Origin of the sequence: Clostridium sp. K13, assembly GCF_019734195.1 — a bacterium.
Taxonomy (GTDB): domain Bacteria; phylum Bacillota; class Clostridia; order Clostridiales; family Clostridiaceae; genus Clostridium.
Map to the genome: position 1 here is coordinate 94,003 of NZ_JAASHM010000005.1, position 25,371 is coordinate 119,373.

Below are 25,371 nucleotides of genomic sequence, written 5' to 3' on the forward strand. Positions count from 1 at the left end.
TATGAATTAAGTGAAGTGGAAGAAGAAAATCTACTTCACTTTTATTATGTTTAATATTAATAAATTGTAATAATTTAATTTATATTAATGTAATATTCGAATTTTATACTATGGTTATAATAGAAAATCAAGTGGAGGACGAGTAAGATGGCACTTATAGAAGTTAAGAATTTATGTAAAGTATATGGTAGTGGAGAAACAAAGGTAGAAGCCTTAAAGAATATAAATTTAAATATTGAGCAAGGTGAATTTGTAGCAATAGTTGGACCATCAGGTTCTGGTAAAAGTACATTATTACATTTATTAGGTGGGGTAGATAAGCCTAGTTCAGGAGAAGTAATTATAAAAGGTGAAAGTATTTATAAATTAAAAGAAAAGGAATTATCTATTTTAAGAAGAAGAAAGTTAGGATTTGTATTTCAATTCTTTAATTTAATACCAGTATTAACAGCAGAAGAAAATATTGAAATGCCAGTATTACTTGATGGAAATAAAATAGATAAAAAATATATGAATGAGCTTTTAAAGCTATTAGGTTTAGAAGAGAGAAGAAATCATCATCCATCAGAATTATCAGGGGGACAACAACAAAGAGTTTCAATAGGAAGAGCATTAGCTAATAAGCCTTCTATTATATTAGCAGATGAGCCAACAGGTAATCTTGATTCTAAAAATTCAAAGGAAGTATTAGAGTTATTAAAATATTGTGCTAAAAAATATAATCAAACATTAATTTTAATTACACATGATGTTAATATAGCAAAATCGGCAGATAGAGTTGTTACTATTGAAGATGGGCAAATCACTACTTATGAGGTGATTAAATAATGAGAAGCTATAGTGATATTACTTTAAAATATTTAAAGAAAAATAAGAAAAGAACATTATTTACTATTATAGGTATAATTCTTTCATTATCACTTATTAGTGGAGTTGGATTTCTAGGATTAAGTTTTAATGATTACATGTATGATAGAGCTATAGATAATAATGGGGATTATGAATTTGGATTTTCAAGTGTCAATGCAGAGGTAGTAAAGATACTAAGAAATGATGTTGATCTAGAAAAGGTAGGTACAATTGCCAATGTAGTTTTAGGAAAGTTAACATTAGAAGGAAAAGGCGAAAATAGTATTTATATAACAGAGCAAGATACAACTTATTCAAATGATATAACTACAACAAAATTAACAGAAGGAGAGTATCCTAAGAGTAGTAAAGAGCTTATTTTAAATAATAATGCAAAAGAAGGTTTAGGAATTAGTATAGGAGATACTGTAAGATTAAGAGAAGTTCAATATGATAAAGATGCAAATGAAGTATTAACTGATAATTATAAGGAATATAAAGTTGTAGGCTTTATTAAAGAGCAATATGAAACTGGTAATTCAGTATTTTCAGGAGAAACACTTTTAGATAATCTTGAAGATAATAAGGAGTATAATGTATTTTTTACAGTAGTTAATAATAAAAATAAAACAGACTTAGTTAATGAAAAATTTGATAATTTTAATTTAGATAGGGAATTTAATCATATTTCTATAAATAATGACTTATTATCTTTAAAAGGTGAAAGTTCATATGTTGGTATAAATACAGCAATTAAAGGTATGGTCATTTTTGTACTAGCTATAATTGTATTAGCGACTATATTTTTAATTTATAATGCTATAAACATATCAGTAACTGAAAGAATGACACAGTTTGGAATACTTAGAAGTGTAGGGGCAACTCCAAGGCAAGTAAGTAATATTGTTATAAGAGAAGGCTTATTAATGTGTTTAACTTCAATACCATTTGGTACTATATTTGGATTTTTGGGTGTTTGGATAACTGTTAAGATATTAGATAGTAAAATATCAAATATGTTTGGAGGAGGACAATTAGTTGTTAAATTTTATCCAAGTATAATATTATTTACAATAATATTAGGAGTATTAACGATATTTTTAGCAACTTTTGGGCCAGCAAGGAAAGCAGGAAAAGTTTCACCTATAAGTGTTATTAAAGGAAACAATGGAGAAGAAAAAAATAAGTATTATAAAGGAAATATTATAAGAAAAATATTTGGAATAGAAGGATGGATAGCTTATAAAAATATAAGAAAAAATTCGAAAAGATTTACAGTAACAATACTTTCATTAAGTATTTCACTTATTATGTTTATTACATTTACTACATTAAATATGAAAAGAATAGATGAGTTAGATTATATAAAAAAGAATAGTTTAGCACACGGAAATCTATACCCTTATAAAAATATTGATAAGATTGAATATGAAGTTAAATCAATAGATGGTATTGATTATGTATATAAAATTTCAAATAAATATATACCTTATTTATATTTGGATGGAGATGTAGTAACTGATAAATATAAGAACTATAGGTATAATACTTTAGATAATAGTTTAATAGAAAATGCAGAAATTGAAGGATATAGTGATGAAGCATTAAATGAGTTAGGGATTGATGGAAATTTAGAAAGTGACGAAGTAGTTATAGTTAATAGTCTGGCAAATTATAATGCAGAGGGGCAGTTAGAAAATATTGATTTTACTAATTTAAAAGAAGGAGACACTATTAAAGTAGCTAGGAGTTCTATTGAGGTACATGCGGTAGAAAATTTAGATGAGGTAAATGAAAATTTAGAAAAAGATAAAACAAGTAATGATTTTATAGAATTTAAAGTTAAGAAAATAATAAATAGAAGTCCATTTGATTATGACTTTAGTACTACATTTAAAATAATAATGAATTTTAATAGTTTTAATAACTTTTATGATGAAAATGATTATAGCACTACTATTGGATTTAGATATAAAGATGTAAATGATGAAAAGTCTATTGAGAAAACAGCAGAAAAGATTAATAATATAGCAGAAAATAATGAAATAACATTTAGTGATATAAATAAAGATAATCAAAGTGATGAAGAAATGTGGAATGTAATAAATGTATTTATTTATGGGTTTATAGTAATGATAACCTTAATAGGAGTAGTTAATGTTGTAAACACTATTTCTCTTAATATACTTCTTAAAAAGAAAGAATTTGGAACGTTAGGAACAATTGGAATGAGTGAAGGGCAGCTTACTAAGATGGTTTTACTTGAAGGTATATTACATGGTATATTTTCATCTATATTAGCAGGAGTTCTTTCAATTCCATTAGTTTTATTAGTTGTTAAAATGGTATCATATGGTTTTACAATGTCAAACAAAATTTACTGGCAACCTTTTATTATAGGTTTTATAATTAATTTATTGGTAGTTCTTATAGCATCATTAATTCCATTAAATAAACTTAAAAAGATGAGCTTAGTAGAAACTATAAGAAATGTTGAGTAGTAACTTATTTATAAAGTGAAATTAATAGGTTATAATATATATAGTGATTAATTAGGAAAGATTAGTAAATTATTCAATTGAGTATAAAAAGATAGGAGCAGAATAACTTTCTGCTCCTATTTTAGAATAAAGGGGAAATAGTAAATATGATAAAAATATTATTTGTAGAGGATGATTTACCATTAGCATTAGGAATGGAATATACATTAAAGCAAGAAGGGTTTGATGTAATTCATGCTAAAAATTTAAGTGAGGCAAGAGCACAATATAAAAATAATGAGTTTAATATAATATTATTAGATGTTATGCTACCAGATGGAACTGGATATGAATTTTGTAAAATCATAAGAGAAAGTAGTGAAATTCCTATAATTTTTATGACTGCTTGTGATGAAGAGGGGAATGTAGTTATGGGATTAGATATGGGGGGAGATGATTATATAACTAAGCCTATAAGAGTTAAAGAATTAGTATCTAGAATTAATGCAGTTTTAAGAAGAAAAGGTGTAGTACCTAAAAAAGAAGAAAATAAAAATAAAATAATAAGCGGAGATATTACTGTTGAATTATTAAAATATAAAGTATATAAGAATGACAAAGTAATAGAGCTTACTACTATTGAATACAAGCTATTATTACTTTTAATTAAGAATAATGGAAATGTATTAGAAAGAAATTTATTATTAGAAAGATTATGGGATACTGATGGAAATTTTGTTGATGGAAATTCATTAACTGTTTATATAAAAAGATTAAGAGAAAAAGTTGAAGATGATATAAAAACTCCTACATATATAGAAACAGTAAGGGGAATAGGTTATAGATGGGCAAAAGAAGTTAGGGAGGCATAAAAATGAGGTTATTAAAGAATAAGGAAGTAAAGCTTATTATAATAACTAGCTTCATAACTTTCTTAGTATTTTTATTGGGGGTTATTTTAATAACTAATAATTGGTTTAATAACATAAACTTAAAATATATTAATCAAAATATAGCTTTAGTTGGAGCAATTGTAGAAAATAATCCAGAGTTAGAAGAAGAGATAGTACCTATTATAACTAAAGGAAATATAGAAGAGTATTATGAAATAGGAAGTAATATTTTAGACAAATATTATTATAACGAAAACTTAAGTAATATAAAAAATCCAATTCTTAGTGAAAGCTATAAGAAATTTAAGGTGATAATAATATTATTATGGATATTATTTTTTGTTGTAGTTATGGCATTTATTTTAAAGATTATTTCACCAATATTTAATACTATAAAAAAATTAGGTGAAAGAGCCGATGAAATGGTAGAAGGAAAATTTAATTCTACAGAGCTTAAGTTTGAAGAAGGTGATTTTTATGTGTTTTATAATAAGTTTACTTATATGGGAGAAAGACTTGAAAATGCATTAAAGGATCTTAAAGATGAAAAAGTACATTTAAAAGATATAATTAATGATATATCTCATCAATTAAAAACGCCACTTTCAGCGTTAATATCTTATAATGATATATTAAAAAATCATGAAAATATGGATAGTGAAACAAAAAGTAAGTTTATAGAATTAACATCAGAACAGTTGGATAGAATGGACTGGCTTATTACAACATTACTTAAATATGCAAGAATAGAAAGTAATGCTATAAGCTACCATAAAGAGTTAATACCACTTAGTGAAACTATAAAATATGCTATAGCACCATTAAAAGTAAGTGCAAATGAAAAAAATCAAAGTATAAGGTTAGAGCTTAATAGTGATGGGTATTACACTCATGATAAAAAATGGATTGCAGAAAGTATAAGTAATATAGTGAAAAATGCTATTGAGCATACTAACAATAATGGAGAAATAAAAATAAACTTAGATGAGACTCCACTTTCTCTTACTATTACAATAAGTGATAACGGAGAAGGAATTGAAAAATCTGAACTAAAAAATATATTTAAAAGATTTTATAAGGGTAAAAATTCTATAAATCCAAAGAGTATAGGAATAGGCTTATCACTTAGTAAAAAAATTATAGAGGCTAATGGTGGAAGTATAACTGTAGAAAGTGAACTTGGAAATGGAACTATTTTTAGTATAATATTTTTAAAAGGAATAATATAAGGAGAAAATATGACTAAAGATAAAATTGAAAAATTAATTGAGTATTATGATACATTAATAGAATTAGGTGTAACTTTTTATTATGGAAGTGAAAGTGTTTCGACTGGTGAAATTACAAGTATTGAATTTACTAAAGATGATATTGTAAAGCTTGAGTTAGATGAGTTCAATGAAGTTGAAGTAGACTTAGATGAGTTTATAGAGAACCACTCACTACAAGGAAATAATTATCATACATGGCACCTTAGTAGAGCATTTGATAACTTATTACTATCATAAGCGAATAAAAGTGCGAAACACTTTTATTTAAGGTAAGAGTGAAGAGTTAAGAGTGAAGAGTTAAGGTTGAAACTGCTATGGCAGTTTCTTAAAATATATATTTTTTTAATTCAGCTAAGCTGAATTATTTACTTAACTTTTCACTCTTACTTCTTCACTCTTCACTAAATAAACTGCTTTGCAGTTTATTTCAATTCGTACTTAAGTCATTAACTGTATCATCAGATTTAGCTTCTGCTTCTTTAAATTTAACCGATTCCATACGCCATCTACCCTTGTCATCTTCAGTAAAAGTACCTATTAAATAGGTTTTTTTATAAGGCTTCTCATATCCAAATCCATAGGCTTCAACTTCTATACTATTATCAATCTTAGATAAAACAGATATAGATTCAACATTTATTAATCTTAAATTTTTATCATCCCAGTGAGTAAAATAATAATCAACGGAATAAATAAAACTTGAACATCTAAAATATACATACATATTTTTTATGGAGGTTCCTATAATAAATAATGTTAATAATAAAATAGCTATTGCGATAATTTTTCTATTTCTTTGTATCTTCCTTTTTTTATGTTTCATTTTAATTAAATTTTGTTTTTTTACTGCATGGACAGTGTTCATATGTTAACCTCCACAAAGAAATTACTTTAGCTAAATCAATATTTAGAATCTCGCTTATAATTATATATTACCATATTATGTAAATAAGTAAAGAAAATATTGTATATTTGTAATACTAACAATATAATTAATATAAAACATCCTTTAGAATAGGATTAATATTTTTACAAACTTTAAATAAACATTTTTAGCAAAATAATAGATTTTTATAATTATGTTTAATGATTAAATTCATAAACTTATGAATAAAAAATACGGATAAGAAGAAAAGGAGAATATTATTATGGATTATTCAAGCTTAATATTAATGGAAAGAGACAATGAAACAGGATTTGTATCAAAGGAACTTGGAAGCTTTAAGGTTTCAGAGGGAGCAGAACATATAAAAGGATTTTATGTAAAAGGTGATAATGTTTATATAAAATTTGATACAAATAAAGACGTTGAAGAATGGGAATACTCTGCAATATATGATGTATTTAATGCAGAGTTATTTGAAAATGAAGGATTTGAAATTGAAGAAGTAGATGATGAATATAATCCAACATTTTTAATTAATTTTACTTATAAAGATGATCATCAATATATTGAAGAAAAATTATCTCTTGCTATAGAGTTAATAGAAGAAGCTATGGAAAAAGCCTTTAATGATATTGAAGGAAAAGAAGAAGATTATAAATAAGAATAGAAAGGAGATGCCTATATAGATAGGCTGAAGTTGAGCTATGGAAAGTAAGGTTTTAAAGAAAAGAGAGGAAATACAAAATCAAGACAAGTGGAGTGTTAATGAAGTATACTCTAGTGATGAAGCTTGGGAAAAAGAATATAAGGAATTACAAGAAGAAGCTCCAAAGCTTAAAGACTTTGAAGGTAAGCTTGGAGATGGAGAAACTTTAATAAGATATTTCGAAGAAAATGAAAGAATATCAAGAAAAGCAGAAAAGATTTATGTTTATGCGCATTTAAGATGTGATGAAGATACAAGTAATACAAAATATCAAGCAATGATGAATAAAATAGATGCTTATATGGCTGAATATGCTACTTATACAGCATATGTTGTACCAGAAATTTTAGCACTTCCTGATGGAACAGTAGAAAAACAAATGGAAGAATTAAAAGGTCTTGAACCATATAAGTTCTTATTAGAAAATGTTTTAAAAGAAAAACCTCATGTATTAGATAAAAAAGAAGAGGAATTACTTGCAGCAGCTTCAGATTGTTTAGATGCACCTTCATCTATACATAATATTATGACAAATGCAGATATGAAGTTTGGTAATATAAAAGATGAAGATGGTGAAGAAGTTGAATTAACAGAAGGAAATTATTCTTCATTTATTAAATCAAAGAATAGAGAAGTTAGAAAAGAAGCATTTAAAGGATTATTTAAAGAATATAAAGCTTTTGAAAATACATTAGCAACAACTCTTTCTAGCTCAATAAAGGTATTTAACTTTGGTGCTAGAGTAAGAAATTATAATAGTGCATTAGAAGCATCATTAAAACCAAATGATATTCCTTTAGAAGTATATACTAATGCTATAAAAACTATAGATGACAATCTTTCATCACTTCATAGATATGTATCATTAAAGAAAAGATTATTAGGACTTGATGAAATGCATATGTATGATTTATATGTTCCTGTAATTGAAATTCCTAAAGAAAGAGTAGAATTTGATGATGCAGTTAAAATGGCAGTTGAAGGATTACAACCTTTAGGAAAGGAGTATTTAGATATATTCCAAGAAGGAATTAATGGTGGATGGATAGATAAATATATTAATAAAGGAAAACGTGGTGGAGCATATTCATGGGGTGGATATGATACAAAACCTTATGTTTTATTAAATTATAATTATGAACTTAATGATGTATCAACTTTAGTTCACGAAATGGGTCACTCAATTCATTCTTATTATTCAAGAAAAGAACAAAGCTATTATTATGCAGGTTATACATTATTCTGTGCAGAAGTTGCTTCAACTACTAATGAAGCTTTATTAATTCATTACTTAATAAATAAAGAAACTGATAAAAAGAAAAAATTATATTTAATAAATCAAGAGTTAGAGCAAATAAGAACTACTGTATTTAGACAATTAATGTTCGCAGAGTTTGAACTTTATACTCATGAAAGTTTTGAAAAAGGAATTCCATTAACTGCAGAAGATTATAATGAAAAATGGCATGAATTAAATGTTAAGTATTTTGGTCCAGATATGGTAGTAGACTCCGAAATAGATGTTGAATGGTCAAGAATACCTCATTTCTATAGTGACTTCTATGTATATCAATATGCAACAGGGTATGCAGCAGCATCTGCTTTTGCAAAGAGCATATTAGATAATGAACCAAATGCTGTTGAAAAGTATGTTGGATTCTTAAAGAGCGGTGGAAGTGATTATCCAATAGAAATATTAAAGAAAGCAGGAGTAGATATGACTACACCTAAACCTTTAGAATCAACTATTGATAGATTTAATGAATTATTAGATATGTTAGAGAAAGAAATTTAAGAATGAATAAATTAGAAAATGTGTTATTTGGAGAGCTAACAAAGCAGGGTGGATTTTATATAAAGGATTATTATAGCGATTCTTTAAAAGAAAAGAAGTGGATAGCTATAATGGAAAATAAAGATTTTATTTATGCAGTTGTAGTATCTAATAGTTATAAAAGTGATTTTATATATTATGAAGCTATGAGCTTTTTAGAAAAGATGTATTCAAAAAGAATAGCTTTAAACATAGTTATATATGCAACAGATAAGTATGAATCTTTAATAAATCAAAACTATAATAAAGTAATTTATTCAGAAAAAGAAAAACAAGTAGTTTACAGTGATAGTAGCTGTAAACCACTTGTTTCTATACTTAATTATAGTATGGAAAAGAAAAGCAAAGAAAAATTAAAGTATAAGGAAAGTATAATAACATACATATTAATATGTATAAATATATTAATTTTTATAGTTACAGCTTTTATTTCTAAGAATATACAGAATATTGATTCATATACTTTAGTGCAATTAGGGGCAAAGGTTAATGTTTTAATAAATAATGGACAACCATGGAGATTAATAACATGTGCTTTCTTACATGGAGGATTAGCTCATATAGCATTTAATATGTATGCTCTTAAAATTATTGGATCAGAAGTAGAGTATGTATATGGAAAAGTTAAATATATAGTAATATATTTAATTTCAGCTTTAGGGGGAAGTATTTTTAGCTACCTTTTCAATTCAGATTCAATAAGCGTAGGTGCATCAGGAGCTATATTTGGACTTTTAGGAGCAATGATCATATTTGGTATAAAACATAAAAATAAAGTTGGTAAAGAATATATAATTAATTTATTAAAAGTTTTACTCATAAATATATTTATAGGAGTTACACTAAGTAATATAGATAATGGTGCTCATATAGGAGGATTAATATTTGGTGGAATTTCTGCTTTGATGTTAAAGGATAGAAAAATATATTAATTTATAAAGGAGTAATGCTAATGAGTTTATTAAAGGATAAAGCACTTGGTTTAAATTTAATATCAATGGTAATATTAATTATTACTGCAATATACGATTTTATGTTTAGAGGTGGAGAAAAGCTTTTTAGAATAGGCTTAATGGCGATTACTTTATGGATAATGTATGGTGTGTATAAAAAAACTTTCTTAAGAAAGACAAGAATAAGTTTTTATTTAATATATTCTTTTATATTTGGAGCAATGTATTTAGGGAATGTATTTGATTTTTATTTAATTATACCTATGTATGATAAAATATTACATTTACTATCAGGCCTTATTCTTGGAATGATAGGATATATATTGTTTGTACATGTAAGTAATGGAGCAACTGAAGGCTCATTTAAAAGATATATGCCTATATTATTTTCAATCATATTTTCTATTGCAGGTGCAGCAGTATGGGAAATATGGGAATTTTCAACAGACCAATTATTTGGATTTGCCTCTCAAAATAATAGTTTGCATGACACAATGTGGGATATAATATGCGGTAGTTTAATGGGAGTAATTGCAAATATTCCTATTTATTTATACTATATAAAAAGTAAAAAAATCAAATTTATTGAAAATTTAAATAAAGAGATTAATGAATATTAATAAGGAATAGAAATAATATTTTATTATTTCTACTCCTTATTTGCATTTTCTTAAGAAAAGATTAAGAAAAATATAAGCTAAATGTTAACAAAGAATTAACTTTATATAATAAATTTATTATATAATAAGAGTATAATGAAGCTGTATATTAAAGTATGTGAAATATTAAAAGGGGTAAAATAAAAATAAGGAGATATTGGGATGGTGAAATTTTTTAAAGCAATAGATAATAAGGGCTTAAAGTACATAAGTGAAAAATGTCAAAATAGAACATTTGATAAAATGATGCCAATTATAACTATGATGGGGAATTTAGGAGTAATATGGTTTGTTATATCAAGTTTAATGTTCTTAAAGGTTGAATATAGAATTATTGGTATAGGTGTTATTTTAGCAGTGGCACTAACTACAATAATTGGTGAAGGAATAATAAAACATATAGTTAGAAGAAGCAGACCATTTCAAGATAAAGAAGAAAAGTTATTGATAAATAAACCTATAACATACTCTTTTCCATCAGGGCATACAGCATCATCCTTTGCTGCTTTAGCAGTATTTTTACAAATGAATGGGAAGTTAGGATTAATAGTAAGTCCAATTGCAACATTAATTGCATTTTCAAGAGTATATTTAAAAGTACATTATCCAACGGATGTAATTTTTGGAATGCTTTTAGGATTTACTTGTGGTATAACTGTAGTTTCTTTTTTAGGGAGAATGGTTTTTTAATATTTAAAATTATGTGATATAATAGTAAATTGATTATAGAAATTATATTGTTAGGGGGACCTTAAATGAATATTCTTATTTTGTCAGCATCGACTGGTGGCGGACATATGAGGGCATCTAAAGCGATAGAGGGTTATATGACCCAAAAAAATAAAGATATAAATGTTAAAATAGTAGATAGTTTATTGTATATAAGTCCAATATTAAATAAAACAGTAACAAGTGGATATGTTTATTTAGCAACTAAGACTCCTAGATTATATGGAAAGCTATATGATTTAACTAATAAGGATCATAAGTTAGCTAACTTTGTAACTAGACTTAACAATATATTTGCAAATAAGTTATTACCGTTAATAGATGATTTTAAGCCAGACGTTATTATAACAACACATCCATTTCCAACTGAAATGGTATCAAGATTAAAGTCTAAAAGAGAAATAAATATACCATTAATATGTATAATGACTGATTATGCACCACATAAGGCATGGATAAATGATAAGGTAGATGCATATATTGTGGCTAATGATGATATGGTTGCTAAAATGGCTTCAGAGGGAGTAGATGCAAGATGTATTTATCCTTATGGAATACCTGTAGATGAAGTGTTTTTTGAAGAGAAAGAAAAACAATTAGTAATTGAAGAATTAGGTCTTAATAAAAACTTACCAACAATATTAATGATGGCAGGAAGTTTTGGAGTATCAAATGTTTTTGAGGTTTATGAAAATATAATCGATATAGATTTAGATTTTCAAATAATATTAGTTACAGGAAGAAATCAAAAGCTATATAAGCATTTTGAAGAAGTAATAGGTAATAGCCCTAAAAAAACAAAGCTTATATATTTTACAGATGAAATTAATAAATTTATGCAAGCATCAGACATAATAATTACAAAACCAGGAGGATTAACAGTTACAGAAGCATTAGCTTGTAATATTCCAATGGCAGTTTTTGATGCGATTCCAGGGCAAGAGGAAGAAAATGCAGAGTTTTTATTAAAGCATAATATGGCTGTAAGAATTAAAGATGGAAATAGCTGTAGAGAAGCTATTGTAGAATTATTAAAAGACGGTGAAAAACTAGAGGATATGAAGGAAGCTTGCAAGTCTTTTGATAAAAATGATTCTACAAAGAACATATTCCTATTAATTAATGAATTAATAGAAAATAATTTTATAATGAATGAGAAATAGTTTGAAAAAGTTGTGCTTAATAATATTGCACAACTTTTTTATATTTTTTTTAAAATTATCTTTTAAAATTATAAAAATAGGATTATTATATTAATTAGGATTACTATATTAATAAATATATTAATATAAATTTATTAATATAAGAAAAAAATCATATAAATAATACATTTATATGTAGAAAAAATCCAAAAAAATATTAATTATAAATGGTAATAAAAATTAAGGGGGAAAAACTTATGACAGGAAAAGAATATGTTTTAAGTGTTTTAGAGCAAGTAGAAAAGAGAAACAATAACGAGAAGGAATTCTTAGACGCTGTAAAAGAAGTTGCACTTTCATTAGCACCAGTTTTTGATAAGCATCCAGAATATATTTCAGAAGGATTATTAGAAAGAATTGTAGAACCTGAAAGACAAATTATGTTTAGAGTTCCTTGGATAGATGATGAAGGAAAAGTACAAGTTAATAGAGGATATAGAATTCAATTTAACAGTGCTATAGGTCCTTATAAAGGTGGATTAAGATTCCATCCAACAGTTAATTCAAGCATAATTAAATTTTTAGGATTCGAGCAAATATTTAAGAATTCATTAACAGGACTACCTATTGGTGGGGGAAAAGGTGGTTCAGATTTTGATCCAAAAGGAAAATCAGATAGAGAAGTAATGAGATTCTGTCAAAGTTTTATGGCTGAATTATGTAAGCATATAGGGTTAGACACAGACGTACCAGCAGGAGATATTGGTGTTGGTGGTAGAGAAATTGGATATATGTATGGATATTATAAGAAAATTAGAAATGCTAATGATCAAGGTGTTTTAACAGGAAAAGGATTATCTTATGGTGGAAGTTTAACAAGAACTGAAGCAACAGGATATGGATTAGTGTACTTTACTGAAGAAATGATGAAAGATAATGGACTTTCTTTAGCAGGAAAAACTGTTGTAATTTCTGGTTCAGGAAATGTTGCTATATATGCAACTCAAAAAGCAACAGAATTAGGAGCTAAAGTTGTTGCATTAAGCGATTCAAATGGATATATTTATGATGAAAATGGAGTTAATCTTGAAGCTGTAAAAGAAATTAAGGAAGTTAAAAGAGGAAGAATTAAGGATTACTTAAACTATGTTCCTACTGCTAAATATTTTGAAGGATGCAGAGATATTTGGACAATAAAATGTGATGTAGCACTTCCTTGTGCAACTCAAGGTGAAATAGATGAAAAGTCAGCTAAGATTTTAGTTGAAAATGGAACTAAAGTCGTGGCTGAAGGTGCAAATATGCCATCTACATTAGAAGCTATAGAAGTATTCCAAGGAAATGGAGTATTATTTGGACCAGCTAAGGCTGCTAATGCTGGTGGAGTTGCTTGTTCAGCTTTAGAAATGTCTCAAAATAGTATGAGAATGTCTTGGAGTTTTGAAGAAGTAGATGCTAAACTTAAAAATATTATGATTAATATTTATAATAATTCAGCAATAGCTGCAAAAGAATATGGACATGAAGGAAATATTTTAATGGGAGCTAATATAGCAGGATTTAAAAAGGTTGCTGATGCTATGATGGCACAAGGTATAGTATAGTTTTATAACTAAAGCTATTAAGAGAAGCTAAGACTTAGAAAAGTAGATTTTATTATAAAAATCAAATTGCTTTGTAGTTTATATAATTACAAAGTAATTTGATTTTTTCTTTTAAGTATATTAGGTAGTTTAGAAATTTAAGTTTACTAATTTATTTTAAAATATATAATAAAATGAAGTATTGTAAGTAAAATAATTTGTAAATTTAAATAATGAGGATAATATATAAATAATTAAATAATTATTTATATATATATATACATGAAAAATTTTTTAGATGACTTATTATTATAAAATAGATTATAATTAAATACCGTAAAAGATAGAAATTTTTAATAATTTAAAAATTGTGATAGAATTAAAAAGTTAATAAAGAACATTAGTTTGATTTTGATATTATGAAATTGTATAATTATATCTAAATTATTACTTAAATGTGAATAGGTTATAATTTTGGAGGTTTATATGAATAATGAAGTTAATAGTAAATATGATGTAACTGATTTGACATCATTAGAAAAACTTGAACCAGTTAGAGTTAGACCAGGGATGTACATAGGTTCTACAGGGACAAAGGGATTACATCATTGCATATGGGAGATATTAGACAATTCAATAGATGAAATATCTAATGGATTTGGAGATAAAGCTACAATCATTATAAATAAAGATAAGAGTGTTACTGTTATAGATAATGGTAGAGGAATACCAACAGGAATTCATCCTGTTAAGAAAAAATCAGGGGTTGAAATGGTATTTACCGAATTACATACTGGTGGTAAGTTTGATAATAAGAACTATAAAACATCAGGAGGTCTTCACGGAGTTGGAGCTGCAGTTGTTAATGCACTTTCAAAATGGCTTGAAGTTGAAGTTCATCAAAATGGAAATGTATATAAGCAAAGATTTGAATATGCTTATGATAAAGAATTAAAAAGAGATATGCCTGGAACTGCAGTAAGTAAATTAGAGATTGTAGGAAAAACAAAAAATACAGGAACTAGAGTTACGTTTAAACCTGATGGAGAAATTTTTTCTACAACAGATTTTAAATTTGATATTATAGATGAAAGATTACAAGAGCTTGCATTCCAAAATAAAGGAATACACCTTGAACTTATAGATAAAAGAAAAGATGAAGAAGTAAGAAAAGAATATTATTCTGAAAGAGGTTTGCTTGATTTTATAGATTATTTGAATGAAAGTAAAACTGCAATTCATGCTACACCAATTCTTTTTGAAGGTGAAAGAGAAATAAATAATATTTCAATGTATGGAGAAGTCTGCATGCAATTTACAGACTCCACTACTGAATATATTGCAAGTTATGTTAATAATATTCCTACTACTGAAGCTGGAACTCATGAATCAGGATTTAAAACAGGTATGACAAGGGCATTTAAAGAATGGTCAAAGAAGTTAGGGCTTGTTAAGGAAAAGGATAAAGAGTTTGAAGGTGATGACTTAAGAGAGGGAATGACAGCTATAGTTAGAATTAAGATTACTAATGCTGTATTTGAAGGTCAAACTAAGACTAAGCTAGGAAGTTCAGAAGCATATACTATGATGAATGATTTAGCGTATACTAGGCTTTGTGAATGGATTGAAGATAATAAGGAAGTTGCTACAAGTCTTATAAATAATGCACTTGCTGCAGCTCAAAGAAGAGAAAAAATTAAAAAAATAAATGAAGCTGAAAAGAAAAAGATAGGAAAAGGAACTGCTCCACTTGCTGGTAAAGTAGCAGTTTGTACATTAAAAGATAATACTGTAAATGAATTTATTGTAGTTGAGGGAGATTCTGCCGGTGGTTCTGCAAAACAAGCTAGAGATAGAAGATTCCAAACTATAATGCCTTCAAAAGGTAAAATAATGAATACAGAAAAGCAAAAGCTTGAAAATGTACTAGCATCTGAAGAACTTAAAATATTCAATACAGCAATAGGAACAGGAACTTTAGATAATTATAAAGAAGAAGATTTAAAGTACGATAAAATTATAATAATGAGTGATGCAGATGTTGATGGATTCCATATTAGAACTTTATGGATGACTTATATTTATAGATATATGAGACCGTTAATTGCAAATGGTCATCTTTATTTAGCACAACCACCTTTATATAAAGTTTATAAACTTGTAAAGGGTAAAGAAGTATCAAAATATGCCTATAGTGATGAAGAGTTAGAAAAAGTAAAGAAAGAAATAGGAAAAGGAGCATTAATTCAAAGATATAAAGGTCTTGGGGAAATGAATCCTGATCAACTTTGGGATACAACTTTAAATCCAGAAACAAGAACTCTTTTCCAAGTTACTATTGAAGATGCAGCTAAAGCAGAAAAAATGGTATCACTTTTAATGGGTGATGTTGTTGAACCAAGAAAAAATTATATGTATAAGTATGCAGAATTTTAGGAAAAGAAAGGAGTTAAATTATGGCTAAGAAGGGACACGACATTCCAAGAGATAATAATATATTAAGAATACCTCTTGAAGAGGCTATGCCAGACAATTACCTTCCATATGCGGTTGAAGTTGCAAAGGACAGAGCTCTTCCAGATGTAAGGGATGGATTAAAACCTGTTCATAGAAGAATACTTTATGGAGCATATCTTTTAAAGGCATTTCCAGATAGACCTTATTATAAAAGTGCAAGAATAGTTGGAGATGTACTTGGTAAATTCCATCCACATGGTGATTCATCAGTTTATGATGCAATGGTACTTATGGCACAAGATTTCTCCACTAGGGAACCTTTATTTGATGGACATGGAAATTTTGGGTCTATGGACGGTGATGGAGCAGCTGCTATGCGTTATACAGAGGCTAGACTATCAAAAATAGCTATGGAAATGCTTAGAGATATAGATAAGGATACTGTTGATATGGTTCCAAACTATTCAGATAGTGAAATGGAACCTAAGGTATTGCCAGCAAGATATCCAAACCTTTTAGTAAATGGAACATTTGGTATTGCTGTTGGGCTTGCGACTAATATACCACCTCATAATCTAGGAGAAGTTACTGATGGGGTGCTTGCTTATATAGATAATCCCGAAATAACAACTAAAGAACTTATGGAGTATATTAAGGCACCAGATTTACCTACAGGTGGTGTACTTATAGGTAAAAATTCTTTATTGTCTGCTTATGAAACAGGGGAAGGAAAAGTTACTTTAAGAGCAAAAACTAATATAGAAAAACTTGAAAATGGTAGATATGGAATAGTAATTACTGAATTCCCTTATAGAAGAAATAAATCAAAAATACTTCAAACAATATCAGAAATGACTGGTGATAAGAGATATCAAAAGGCTTTAGAAGCAATTACTGATATTAGAGATGAATCAGATAGAAGTGGTATTAGAGCTGTTGTTGAACTTAAAAAGGCTGCAGATTATGATACTGCAGATAAGATATTAAAGTACTTATTTAAGAAAACGGATTTACAATGTAATATAAGTTTTAATATGGTAGCACTTGCAAATGGTAAACCGCAAACTATGGGATTAAAGACTATAATAATGCATTATGTTAACCATCAAAAGGATATAGTTACAAAGAGAACTATAAAAGAACTTGCCATGGCAGAAAAAAGATTCCATATAGTTGAAGGTTTTATTAAAGCAATTGATGTTTTAGATGAGATAATTAAGACTATTAGGGAGTCAAAATCTAAAAAAGATGCAGGTATAAACTTAATTGAAAAGTTTGGATTTACAGAAATTCAAGCAGAGGCAATATTAGAGCTTATGCTTTATAGATTAACAGGGCTAGAAATTAAAGTGTTCCAAAAGGAATATGCAGAGCTTGAAAAAACTATAAAGAAATTAAGAAAAATATTATCTGAGGAAAAAGAGCTATTAAGAGTTGTAAAATCTGAATTAAAAGAGATTACTGATAGATTTAGAAATCCAAGAAGAACTATGCTAGTAGAAGACGATAGTGAAGCTAAAATTGATTTAGATGAACTTATTGTTGTTGAAGATGTTATGATTACATTATCTAAAGATGGATTTATAAAAAGAATACCATTTAAAAATTATCAAAGATCAAATGCAAAAGCTGAAGATATAGAGTATAGAGAAGGTGACGAGCTTAAATTCTTATTTAAATCTAATACTACAGAAAATATTCTTTTATTTACTGATAAAGGGAATATGTATCAAATTAAAGGCATAAATATTCCAGAAGGAAAGTGGAAGGAAAAGGGCGAAAGAGTAGATTCTATAATAAAAACTTTAAATCTAGATGATGAAAATATAGTAGAGGCATTTTCTATAGGTGTGTTAGATGGAAGTAAGAGTGTTCAATTTATAACTAATAGAGGTATAATAAAGAAGAGTTCTTTAGATAAGTTCCAAACTAGTTATAGTAAAATTCAAGCATTAAAATTAAAAGAGAATGAATATGTATTAAACATAATTTTATTAGATAGCGAAGAGGATAAGCAATTCTTAGAAGTAAAAACTAAATTAGGATTAAAGTTTAGTTTAGAATTACCTAAGATAGAAGATACACAAAGAAATATTTTAGGAACTCAATTATTTAACTTAATTGAAAGTGATGAAATAGTAAATGTAGAATATGTAAATGAATTTGAATTTATAACATTTAGCGTTGGAGTAACAGCAAAGGGTATATTAAAGGGATTTGCAAGAGCAAAGGCTAATGATAGATTAAAAGTTAATACAGATACTTTAAGTACATTATTAATGTTTACTGATAAGGGAAATGTTTATAAGATACCAGCATTTTTAATTTCTAATGTTATTAAGGAAGAAATTGCAATAGAAAATATAATTGATGGATATTCAAAAAAAGAAAAGATAATAGATGTTTATTCAATTAAGACTTTTAATGAAAAAGATATGGTTTATTTCTTTAGTAAAAAGGGAATGATAAAAAAGACTTCATTGAAAGAATATGATGGAAATTACTCATCATGCCAAGCGTATAAATTTAAATATGAAAATGATGAATTAATTTCAGTATGCATAGAAGCCAATGATGGAGAAATAGTAATTATAAGTAAAAAAGGAATGGCAATTAGATTCCTTAGTGAAAGTGTAAATGCTATGGGAAGAGTTGCCTCAGGAGTAACAGGAATAAGCTTAAAAGAAGATGATCAAGTACTTTCAGGAAATATACTTAAATTATTAAGTAATACTATGGATGAAATAGCTATAGATGATAATAGAAATGAAGAAATTACCTTATTAACAAAAAATAAAGAAAAAAAGGTAGTAGAAATAAGAGATATTCGAGTTCAAAATAGAGCTGGAAGAGGAACTAATATTATGGTTATTAATTTAGATGACGAAATAACAGAAGCGTTATTTGCTTATAAATGTAATAAATAAAAGGGAGTGTTAAAAGTGAAGGTTGCAGTTTTATTAGCAGAAGGTTTTGAAACTATTGAAGCATTAACAACAGTTGATATTTTAAGAAGAGCAGGTGTTGCTTGTAGTACTTTTGGAACAAAGAGTTTAGAGGTGACAACATCTCATTCAGTAACAATAAAGGCAGATAAAGTTTTAAATGAAGAAGCTTATGATTATGATGTTGTTGTATTACCAGGTGGTATGCCAGGATCAGTAAACTTAAGAGATGATGAAAAAGTTAATGAACTTGTAAAGAAGTTTTATGATGAGGGTAAGATTGTTGCTGCAATATGTGCAGGTCCAATTACTTTAGGAAAGCTTGGAATAGTTAATGGAAAGAATGCAACATGCTATCCTGGGTTTGACGATCAATTAGTAGGATGTAATTATAAAGAGGAACTTGTAGTTGTTGATGGAAATGTTATTACTGGAAGAGGTCCAGCAGCTGCAATACCATTTGCATTTGAAATATTAAAGCATGTAGCACCAGATAAAGTAGATCAGATAAAAAACGCAATGCTATTTTAGTAGTTAGTAGTTAATGAAAAAATAAAGTCAGCTTAAGCTGACTTTATTTTTGATTTATATTAATTGTTAACTATTAATTACTAACTAAACGAACGGGGTGGTTATTTGGAAAAGTGGATGGTTAGAAACGTTAAGTTTGATACTTTAAGCTTTGCAAATCAGCTTGGTATAAGTCAAGTGGTTGCAAGATTATTAGTTAATAGAGGAATTTATAATATAGATATAGCAAAGGAATTTTTAGGAGGAAATATAAGTGAGTTTAATAATCCTAAGGATATGCTAGGAATGAATGGTGCTGTTGAATTAATGCAAAATAGCATAATTTCTAGTGAAAAGATTCTTATAGTGGGAGATTATGACGTGGATGGTGTTATTAGTACCTATGTTCTTTATACTGCTATAAAAAAATGTGGTGGAAATGTTACTTTCCATATTCCAGATAGAATTAAAGAAGGATATGGAATAAATGAAAGTATAATTAAAAAAGCTAGTGAAGATAATGTTGATATTATAATTACCTGTGATAATGGTATAGCTGCAATAGAGCAAACTAAGCTTGCTAAGGAATTGGGATTAAAGGTAATAATTACAGATCATCATGATGTTCCTTTTGTTGAAGAAAATGGTGAAAGAAAATATGTTGTCCCTAATGCTGATTTTGTTTTAAATCCTAAGCAGGAGGAATGCAAATATAAGTTTGATAAAATTTGTGGAGCTACTGTAGCTTATAAATTTGTTGAATGTCTTTACGAAAAATTTAATATAAATAAAGAAGAACTTTATGATTTGCTTCAATATGTTGCAATAGCTACTGTTTGTGATGTTGTTGATTTAACATCTGAAAATAGAATAATAGTTAAAGAAGGTTTAAAAAGAATAAATTCAACAAATAATATTGGATTAAAAGCTTTATTTAAGGAAACGGGATTAGAAGATAAGACTATAACAGTTTATACTTTAGGCTTTGTTATAGGGCCAAGTATTAATGCTTCAGGGAGACTTGAACAAGCGGAGTGGGCATTGAAAATGCTTCTAAGTGATAATGAAATTGAAGCTAAGGAATTAGCAGAAAAGCTTAATGATTTAAATAAAGAAAGACAAGAGCTAACTAAAGAAGGATTAGAGGAAGCACTTGAAATAATAGAAAAAAATAATATGGCTAAGGATAAGGTGTTAGTTGTATATTTAGAAGATGTTCATGAAAGTATTGCTGGAATAATAGCAGGAAGAGTTAGAGAAAAATATAATCTTCCTACAATTATTTTAACAAAGGCACATGATGGAGCTAAAGGATCTGGAAGATCTATTGAAGAATACAATATGTTTGAAGAGTTGCTTAAATGTAAAGATTTATTAGGAAAGTTTGGTGGGCATCCAATGGCAGCCGGAATGTCTATACCAAAGGAAAATATAGATGAGTTTAGAAGAAGACTAAATAATGTTACAACACTAACTGAAGAGGATGTAATTCCTAAGGTTTCAATTGATATGGGCTTAACTTTAAGTCAAATAAATTATGAGCTAATAGATGAAATATCATTGTTAGAACCTTATGGTAAAGCAAATCCTAAGCCTACCTTTGGGATGAAAAAGTTAAAAGTTGTAGAGGCAAAGATATTAGGCAAAAATAAAAATGTACTTAAGCTTAAATTAACAGATGGAAGACTTTATATTGAAGGTATATATTTTGGTGATATAGAAGGTTTTGAAAACTCTATAAAAGATGAATTAGGTGAAAATGAGTATAATAAAGTATTTAATGGCATATCTAATAGTCTTTATTTAGATATAATTTGTATGCCAGATATTAATGAGTTTAATGGAAATAAAAAGGTTCAATTAGTTATAAGTAATTATAGAATTTCAAAGTAATGTATTTTTAATTAAAAGAAGGGAATGTATCAAAATTCTATTTTCATATTTGAAATATAGTTTTGATACATTCCCTCTTTTGGTTAATTAAGTTAGGATAGTTAACCTCTTAGGACAAATAATTTACCACTTACTTAAAGTCCGTTTACATTAAAAAATGATTAGAATATAATTTGAGTATGGAGGGCGGAGTGAAGATGAGAATACGAATAGAGGTAGATAATCAAATAGATGAAAATGAAGTTATTATTAAATGTAGTGAATTAAGTGAAGAAATAACAAAAATTCAAAGGGTAATTTCAGAGCTAATAGCAGAGAAAAAAGAAATGATATTTTATAAAGATAATACAGAATATTATATATGTATAGATGATGTGCTATTTTTTGAAACTGAAGAAAGTTCAATTTATGCACATACATTAAGTGAAGTATATCAAGTTAAGTATAAGCTTTATGAATTAGAGGAGATTTTACCAAAGAATTTTGTTAGAGTATCTAAATCTACAATTTTAAATATTAATCATATTTATTCAATAACTCGTAATATAACATCTTCCAGCTTAGTAGAGTTTAAAAACACACATAAGAAGGTATATGTATCTAGGTCTTATTATAAGGTGTTAAAATTAAAATTATCAGAAAAGAGGAGATAAGATGAGAGAAAGAAATATATTTTGGGGTATATTATTTGTTTTAGGTGCAATTGGTTTAGTAATAGGCAAGATGGGGTTTTTATCTGATGTTAATCCATTTAGTTTAGGATTCTCAGTAATTTTAGGTGCTATTATTATAGATAGCTTATTTAGATTAAATTATGCAGGAATATTATTTCCAATAGCTTTTCTTTGTATAATATATGATAAACAGCTTGGAATAACTGCACTTACACCGTGGACTGTTTTAATTGCAGCTTTATTTGGAAGTATTGGTTTATCAATGATTTTTCCTAAAAAAAATAAGTTTTTTAAAAAAAGTTCATCTTGGAGTTGGGAAGAGGGGGAAAAGATAAATATTGAAGATGAAGGTAATATAAAAATATCAGCAGCTTTTTCAGGAGGAACAAAATTTATAAATACTGATAAATTTGCAAGTGCTAATATTAGTTGTAAATATTCAGGTCTTCAAGTATATTTTGATAATGCAGTAATGGCAGAAAATACAGCAGTTATTAAATTAGATGTAGCCTTTTCAGGATTAGAGTTATACATTCCAAAAAACTGGAATGTTGAAAATAGAACAAATGTATTTTTAGGTGGAGTAGAAAATAAAAAATATGGAGATAAAGTATATACTAATACTTTAATATTGACTGGAGATGTTAAGCTTTCAGGAGTAGAGATACATTATATATAGTTTATAAAATAAATAATAGGGTGCTTTATAAAGCATCCTATTATTTATTTTGGAAAGTTATTATTTCATTCCATTTTCGTATTGTTCAACCATACGTTTAACCATTTCTCCACCAACGCTACCGCATTGTTTAGAAGTTAAATCACCATTATAATCTGTGAAAGGAACTCCCATTTCACTAGAAACTTGGTTTTTGAATTTAGCTAATTTATCTTTAGCATCAGGTACTAAGTTTTGTGCCATTTAAATTCACCTCCTTATATCTTTATGTTAATAGCTTATCCTAATAAAGAAATTGTATTATATTTAATTAGAGGAAAAGGTGGAAAATTACTGGGTTAGTGGTAGAATATATAGGGATGGTTAGCTATTTACAACTTAAATTTGGTAAAAGTTAAATTATTATTAGAATTAAGAGTTGAAATTTGGTTAAAATCTTAATAAAAGTATTTAAGGTAAATATTTAAAATTTGTGTAAAACTATATTATTTTAATAAATATAAATAATAGTATAGATACATTAATAATCAATGAGGTGTTTTAATGAGTAAGTACAAGATTATAATGACTGGTGGGGGAACAGCAGGACATGTAACTCCTAATTTAGCTTTAGTTCCAAAGTTAAAAGAGAAAGACTTTGAAATAAAGTATATAGGAAGTTATGAAGGAATTGAAAAAGAAATTATAGGTGATGCAGGGATACCTTATTATGCAATTTCATCAGGAAAATTAAGAAGATATTTTGATATGAAGAATTTTTCTGATCCATTTAAAGTAATGAAGGGTGTAATGCAAGCAAGTAAAATCTTATCAAAAGAAAAGCCAGATGTTATTTTCTCAAAGGGAGGTTTTGTTGCTGTTCCAGTAGTTATTGCTGCATCAATGAAGAAGATACCGGTAGTATCTCATGAATCAGATTTAACACCAGGTCTTGCAAATAAGCTATCAGCTCCATTTTGTGATAAATTATGTGTAACTTTTAGGGAAAGTTTAAGTTATATAAAAGATGGAAAAGGTGAATTAACAGGTACTCCAATAAGAGAAGAGATATTAAAAGGAAATAGAATAAGAGGAAAAGAAATTTGTAAATTTAATCAAGATAAAGAAGTTATTTTGGTTATTGGTGGTAGCTTAGGTGCTAAGAATATAAATGATGAAGTTAGATATCATATAAAGGATATATTAAAAAGCTTTAATATAATCCATATATGTGGTAAAGGAAATTTAGATAAATCATTAGATGGGGTAGAGGGATATAAACAGTTTGAATATGTTAAAGAAGATTTACCACATTTACTTAAGTATGCTGATTTTATAATTTCTAGAGCAGGGGCAAATGTAATATTTGAATTATTAGCATTAAAAAAACCAACATTATTAATTCCTTTATCTAAAAAAAGTAGTAGAGGAGATCAAATCTTAAATGCTAATTCATTTGAAAAAGAAGGATATTCTTTAGTTTTAGATGAAGATGAAATGATGGAAAAACATAACTTAATGGAAAAACTTTTAGAATTACAAGTAAGAAAAAATGATTTTATTAAAAATATGAATAATAGTCAAATGAAAAATGGTGTTGATGCAATTATAAATGTAATAATGAATAGTATTAAGAAAAAATAATTTTGCATATAACCGTTTTCGAGAAAATAAATTTGAAAATATGAATCTAAAGAACTTGAAAAAATTTTTTAGTGTTATATAATGAAATTAATGGAAAATTTAACATAATAAACTAACAAAAGTAGAAGAGGTGCTAAAATGAAAAAAGTTTCAATAATATATTGGAGTAATGGTGGAAATGTTGAAGTTATAGCAAATGCTATAGCAGAGGGAGCTAGTATAGGAGATGTAGAAATTGAAACAAAACATGTTGCAGATGCATCTATTACAGATGTTCTAGAAGCAGATGCAGTAGCTTTTGGAAGCCCAGCAATGATAAACGATGATATAGAAGAAATAGATATGAAGCCTTTTATTAATAGTTTAAGAGGATTAGAAATTAAGAATAAGCCTTTAATATTATTTGGATCATGTGGATGGCGTGATACTAAGTTTATTGATAAATGGGAAAGTAATATGGAAGACTATGGATTTAATGTTTTAGGAAAGTTAACAGTTAAAGATTCTATTGAACAGAATAATTTAATGAAAGCTAAAGAATTAGGAAAATTATTAACTTCAGACATGTAATTTTAATTTGTTTCATATCTACTAAGTGAATAAAT

22 protein-coding genes are annotated in these 25,371 nt (G+C 27.2%); 20 read left to right on the forward strand and 2 right to left on the reverse strand.

The window, feature by feature from the left end; genetic code table 11:
* The first annotated feature begins 147 nt into the window (after positions 1-147).
* The 5 genes from HCG76_RS05100 (at position 148) to HCG76_RS05120 (ending at position 5,730) form a co-directional block, all read left to right on the forward strand.
* Positions 148-828, forward strand: a complete 681-nt coding sequence (locus HCG76_RS05100; protein WP_221700358.1) for an ABC transporter ATP-binding protein — start codon at positions 148-150, stop codon at positions 826-828.
* Positions 828-3,350 carry an ABC transporter permease gene (locus tag HCG76_RS05105; RefSeq protein ID WP_221700357.1) on the forward strand — a complete coding sequence of 841 codons (2,523 nt, stop codon included), beginning with the start codon at positions 828-830 and terminating at the stop codon, positions 3,348-3,350. The genes HCG76_RS05100 and HCG76_RS05105 overlap by 1 nt, the downstream gene beginning before the upstream one ends.
* Positions 3,351-3,496: 146 nt before the next feature.
* A complete protein-coding gene (locus tag HCG76_RS05110; RefSeq protein ID WP_221700356.1) occupies positions 3,497-4,201 on the forward strand; it encodes a response regulator transcription factor in 705 nt (234 codons plus the stop codon).
* A 2-nt stretch (positions 4,202-4,203) separates the two neighbouring features.
* The gene (locus HCG76_RS05115) at positions 4,204-5,451 is read left to right on the forward strand and encodes a sensor histidine kinase (RefSeq protein ID WP_221719002.1); all 1,248 of its coding nucleotides are present in this window, start codon (positions 4,204-4,206) and stop codon (positions 5,449-5,451) included.
* Between the two features lie 9 nt (positions 5,452-5,460).
* A complete protein-coding gene (locus HCG76_RS05120; RefSeq protein WP_221700354.1) occupies positions 5,461-5,730 on the forward strand; it encodes a hypothetical protein in 270 nt (89 codons plus the stop codon).
* 190 nt (positions 5,731-5,920) lie between these two features.
* Here the strand turns inward: HCG76_RS05120 and HCG76_RS05125 are convergent, their stop codons facing one another.
* A complete protein-coding gene (locus tag HCG76_RS05125) occupies positions 5,921-6,358 on the reverse strand; it encodes a hypothetical protein (protein ID WP_221700353.1) in 438 nt (145 codons plus the stop codon).
* Positions 6,359-6,641: 283 nt separating this feature from the next.
* Here HCG76_RS05125 and HCG76_RS05130 point away from each other — a divergent pair, with 283 nt between their 5' ends.
* From HCG76_RS05130 to HCG76_RS05190, 13 genes are all read left to right on the forward strand, one after another.
* The gene (locus tag HCG76_RS05130; RefSeq protein ID WP_221700352.1) at positions 6,642-7,040 is read left to right on the forward strand and encodes a DUF6762 family protein; all 399 of its coding nucleotides are present in this window, start codon (positions 6,642-6,644) and stop codon (positions 7,038-7,040) included.
* A 43-nt stretch (positions 7,041-7,083) separates the two neighbouring features.
* Entirely contained in the window at positions 7,084-8,880 is a 1,797-nt protein-coding gene (gene pepF, locus HCG76_RS05135) for an oligoendopeptidase F (RefSeq protein ID WP_221700351.1), read from the forward strand.
* A 2-nt stretch (positions 8,881-8,882) separates the two neighbouring features.
* On the forward strand, positions 8,883-9,851 hold the full coding sequence (locus HCG76_RS05140; protein WP_221700350.1) for a rhomboid family intramembrane serine protease: 969 nt from the start codon (positions 8,883-8,885) through the stop codon (positions 9,849-9,851).
* Positions 9,852-9,871: 20 nt separating this feature from the next.
* A complete protein-coding gene (locus HCG76_RS05145; RefSeq protein WP_221700349.1) occupies positions 9,872-10,492 on the forward strand; it encodes a hypothetical protein in 621 nt (206 codons plus the stop codon).
* Between the two features lie 201 nt (positions 10,493-10,693).
* Positions 10,694-11,221: a phosphatase PAP2 family protein gene (locus tag HCG76_RS05150; protein WP_221700348.1), complete on the forward strand. Its 528-nt coding sequence runs from the start codon at positions 10,694-10,696 to the stop codon at positions 11,219-11,221.
* Positions 11,222-11,286: 65 nt separating this feature from the next.
* Positions 11,287-12,423 (forward strand): MGDG synthase family glycosyltransferase, encoded by a 1,137-nt coding sequence (locus tag HCG76_RS05155; RefSeq protein WP_195467794.1) that lies wholly within the window; start codon positions 11,287-11,289, stop codon positions 12,421-12,423.
* Between the two features lie 236 nt (positions 12,424-12,659).
* On the forward strand, positions 12,660-14,006 hold the full coding sequence (gene gdhA / locus HCG76_RS05160; protein WP_221700347.1) for an NADP-specific glutamate dehydrogenase: 1,347 nt from the start codon (positions 12,660-12,662) through the stop codon (positions 14,004-14,006).
* Between the two features lie 465 nt (positions 14,007-14,471).
* Entirely contained in the window at positions 14,472-16,421 is a 1,950-nt protein-coding gene (locus tag HCG76_RS05165) for a DNA gyrase/topoisomerase IV subunit B (protein WP_221700346.1), read from the forward strand.
* 20 nt (positions 16,422-16,441) lie between these two features.
* Entirely contained in the window at positions 16,442-19,369 is a 2,928-nt protein-coding gene (locus HCG76_RS05170) for a DNA topoisomerase IV subunit A (protein WP_221700345.1), read from the forward strand.
* A gap of 15 nt (positions 19,370-19,384) precedes the next feature.
* Positions 19,385-19,918 carry a DJ-1 family glyoxalase III gene (locus tag HCG76_RS05175; protein WP_221700344.1) on the forward strand — a complete coding sequence of 178 codons (534 nt, stop codon included), beginning with the start codon at positions 19,385-19,387 and terminating at the stop codon, positions 19,916-19,918.
* A 117-nt stretch (positions 19,919-20,035) separates the two neighbouring features.
* Positions 20,036-21,790, forward strand: a complete 1,755-nt coding sequence (recJ, locus tag HCG76_RS05180; RefSeq protein ID WP_221700368.1) for a single-stranded-DNA-specific exonuclease RecJ — start codon at positions 20,036-20,038, stop codon at positions 21,788-21,790.
* A gap of 197 nt (positions 21,791-21,987) precedes the next feature.
* A complete protein-coding gene (locus HCG76_RS05185) occupies positions 21,988-22,443 on the forward strand; it encodes a LytTR family DNA-binding domain-containing protein (RefSeq protein WP_195987307.1) in 456 nt (151 codons plus the stop codon).
* Between the two features lies 1 nt (position 22,444).
* Complete coding sequence (locus HCG76_RS05190; protein ID WP_221700343.1) at positions 22,445-23,143, forward strand: LiaF transmembrane domain-containing protein; 699 nt, start codon at positions 22,445-22,447, stop codon at positions 23,141-23,143.
* Positions 23,144-23,203: 60 nt separating this feature from the next.
* On the opposite strand, the gene HCG76_RS05195 is transcribed toward HCG76_RS05190, so the two are convergent.
* The gene (locus HCG76_RS05195; RefSeq protein WP_195987305.1) at positions 23,204-23,386 is read right to left on the reverse strand and encodes an alpha/beta-type small acid-soluble spore protein; all 183 of its coding nucleotides are present in this window, start codon (positions 23,384-23,386) and stop codon (positions 23,204-23,206) included.
* 300 nt (positions 23,387-23,686) lie between these two features.
* Here HCG76_RS05195 and HCG76_RS05200 point away from each other — a divergent pair, with 300 nt between their 5' ends.
* Both HCG76_RS05200 and HCG76_RS05205 read left to right on the forward strand, forming a co-directional pair.
* A complete protein-coding gene (locus HCG76_RS05200; RefSeq protein WP_221700342.1) occupies positions 23,687-24,766 on the forward strand; it encodes an undecaprenyldiphospho-muramoylpentapeptide beta-N-acetylglucosaminyltransferase in 1,080 nt (359 codons plus the stop codon).
* Between the two features lie 138 nt (positions 24,767-24,904).
* Positions 24,905-25,336 (forward strand): flavodoxin domain-containing protein, encoded by a 432-nt coding sequence (locus tag HCG76_RS05205; protein WP_221700341.1) that lies wholly within the window; start codon positions 24,905-24,907, stop codon positions 25,334-25,336.
* Positions 25,337-25,371 lie beyond the last annotated feature (35 nt).